This window comes from Rhodococcus sp. (in: high G+C Gram-positive bacteria), assembly GCF_049286785.1.
Classification (GTDB): domain Bacteria; phylum Actinomycetota; class Actinomycetes; order Mycobacteriales; family Mycobacteriaceae; genus Rhodococcus_F.
Window position 1 is genome coordinate 1 of sequence record NZ_JBAQEO010000829.1, and the last position, 2,837, is coordinate 2,837.

Sequence of the window (2,837 nt, forward strand, 5' to 3'; positions counted from 1 at the left end):
GAGTTCGGGATGCGCCTGCCAGCCGAACAGGACCAGGCACATACTCTCGTCTCCTTCGTGACCCACATGACTCATCCGAGCGTAGTCGTCGCCCAGGCAGCTACCGCGTGAGGAAAGTCTTCTCGAGCGCGCGGCGTAGTTCGGACCTGCTGATCTTGCCCACGCCGGTGACCGGGAATTCGTCGACGAAGATCACCTTGTCGGGCACCTTGTACTCGGCGAGTCCGCGGCTGCGCACAAATTTCTTCAGCTCGAGAGCCTTCGGTGGTTCGCCCTCGACGACGACGAACGCGCAACTGCGTTCGCCGAGGTAGGCGTCGGGCATCGACACCACTGCGATATCGCCGACCGACGGATGCGCGAGCAGGTGGTTCTCGACTTCCTCGGCGGCGATCTTCTCACCGCCGCGGTTGATCTGGTCCTTCGCGCGGCCCTCGACCACGAGGTAGCCGTCCTCGGTGAGCCGGACGATGTCGCCGGTGCGATAGAAGCCGTCCTCGGTGAAGGCTGTCGAATTGTGTTCGGAAGCGCGGTAATAGCCACGAATGGTATACGGTCCGCGGGTGAGGAGATGACCGGACGTGCCGGCGGAAACGGGCTCGTCGTTGTCGTCGACCACCCGGATCTCGTCGTCAGGACTGATGGGCCGTCCCTGGGTGGCGACGATGGTGTCTTCGCGGTCGTCGAGGCGGGTGTAGTTGACCAGGCCCTCGGCCATGCCGAACACCTGCTGCAGTGTGCAGCCGAGTTCTGGGCGCACCCGCTTGGCCGCCTCGGCGCTGAACTTGGCGCCGCCGACCTGTAGAACGTCGAGACTGGAGAGGTCGTATTCGGTGCGGGCACCGGCTGCGAGCCACGCCAGCGCGAGCGGAGGCACCATCGACGTCATGGTGATGCGCTCACGCTCGACGAGCGCAAACGCGGTGTCGGGACTGGGGTTAGGTGCAAGCACCACTCGTCCGCCCGGCGTGCAGAACACCGAGGATTCCGGGCGAGCTCATCGGGAAGTTGTGTGCTGCAGGAAGAACCACGAGCATCCGGGTGGTCTCGTCGACACCGCAGATGGAGGCCGATTCACGCACCGAGTACAGGTAGTCGGTGTGGGTGCGCGGAATCAGTTTGGACACACCGGTGGTGCCTCCCGACAGCTGCAGGAACGCGACCGACTCGGGATGTGCGGTCGGTGCGTCCGTAAGCGGTTCCGGACCGCGCAACCGGTCCAGTGCGGTGAACTCGGCGGCATCACCGGCCACGATCACGGTGGGCGGATTCTCGGCCGAGGCCACCACCTCACGGGCGAGGGTTCGGTAGTCGAAGCCGCCGTGGGTGTCGGCGACGACGTAGGCCGCGGCGTCGGTGAAGCTGCAGAAGTAGGAGATTTCCTGCGTACGGTGCGCAGGGAGAGCGAAAACGGGCAGCGCGCCGAGGCGGAAGATCGCGAAGATGACTTCCACGTACTCCACGATGTTGGGAAGTTGCACCACCACCCGGTCACCCGGCAGGACGCCGATGTTGCGCAGACCCGCGGCCAATCGGTCTGCACGGTCGGTGAGTTCGTGGTAGGTCAAATGAGTGTTCGCTCCGGCGGAATCCGGACCGGACACGGCGATGGCATCGCCGAAACACTCCGAGCGGGTGCGCAGAAACTGCTGGAACGTTTCCTCGGCCCAGTATCCGGAGGCCCGGTATTTCGCGGCGAAGCGCTCCGGATAGCGGGTGGTCGGTTCCAAGGGAGCGCGCACGCTCGTGGTCATGGATTTCCCTTCGAAGTGTCCATGGTGCAGTCAGGCCTGCAGAGTGGCGCCGCCGTCGACGTAGAGCGCGTGCATGGTGATGTGCCGGGCTCGTTCGGACAGGAGAAACTCGATCGAATCGGCGATGTCACCAGGATCGGCGATGCGCCCCAGCGGAATTCCCACCTTGAACGAGGCCAGGTCGCCTTCGATCGCGCCCCGTGAACCTTCGTCGCCGGTAGGATCGGACCACAGGGAACGCTGCATCGCGGTATCCGTCGACCCGGGTGCGACGATATTGGCGCGAATCCCGAACTCGGCCAGCTCCAGTCCGAGGACCCGGACAATCATGGCGACAGCGGCTTTGGATGCACCGTAGGCGGCCATACCGGTGCGCGGCACCCCGGCGGCGTTGGACCCGACCACCACGATCGAGCCGTGTCGGCGTTCCCGCATGCCGGTACCGACGGCACGGAGTACATTGACCAGTCCGGTGACGTTGACATCGAAAACCCGTTGCCAGCTTGCGGCGTCGGCGTCCAGCACAGAGCCGGTTTCGAGGACGCCCGCCACATGCGCGAGTGCTCCGATCGGGCCGTGCTCGTCCTCGATCCGGCGGACGGCATCGGTGACGGCGTCCACATCGCGAATGTCGAGAGTATCGACGGCGAGTGGTGGTGTTCCCAGTGACGCCGCGGTTTCGGAGAGTCCGTCCGCGTTCCGATCGAGCAACACGAGTTGGTGTCCGGCTCTTTCGAGGGCGGTGGCCGTGGCCCGTCCGATGCCCTGGGCGGCGCCCACCACGAGAGTGATGCCACTCATGTCGAGACGCCCAGTCCGGCCAGAACGGTACCCAGTTTTGTTGTGGTTTCGACCAGTTCGTCGAGCGGGTCGGAGGCGGCGACGATGCCACCGCCCGCGGACGCCGTAACGGTGGTGCCGTCGGCGTCGATCTGGGCACAACGAATGCTGACCATCCACTCGCCGTCACCGTCGGAGTCCGCCCAGCCGACAGCGCCCGCATAGAAGCCGCGCTCACCTTCGATCTCGCGGATGAGACGTCGGGCGGCGACGGTGGGTGTGCCGCACACGGCGGGGGTGGGA

2 protein-coding genes and 1 pseudogene are annotated in these 2,837 nt (G+C 65.5%); all 3 read right to left on the minus strand.

What is annotated here, in order from left to right; all coding sequences use genetic code 11:
* Positions 1-100: 100 nt before the first annotated feature.
* Positions 101-1,754 (minus strand): annotated as a pseudogene (locus WAW17_RS29790) ((2,3-dihydroxybenzoyl)adenylate synthase).
* Positions 1,755-1,784: 30 nt separating this feature from the next.
* Positions 1,785-2,555 (minus strand): 2,3-dihydro-2,3-dihydroxybenzoate dehydrogenase, encoded by a 771-nt coding sequence (locus WAW17_RS29795; protein WP_422336452.1) that lies wholly within the window; start codon positions 2,553-2,555, stop codon positions 1,785-1,787.
* Positions 2,552-2,837, minus strand: a 286-nt coding sequence (locus WAW17_RS29800; protein WP_422336453.1) for a chorismate-binding protein, incomplete at its 5' end; no start/stop codon positions are given. The genes WAW17_RS29800 and WAW17_RS29795, both read right to left, overlap by 4 nt.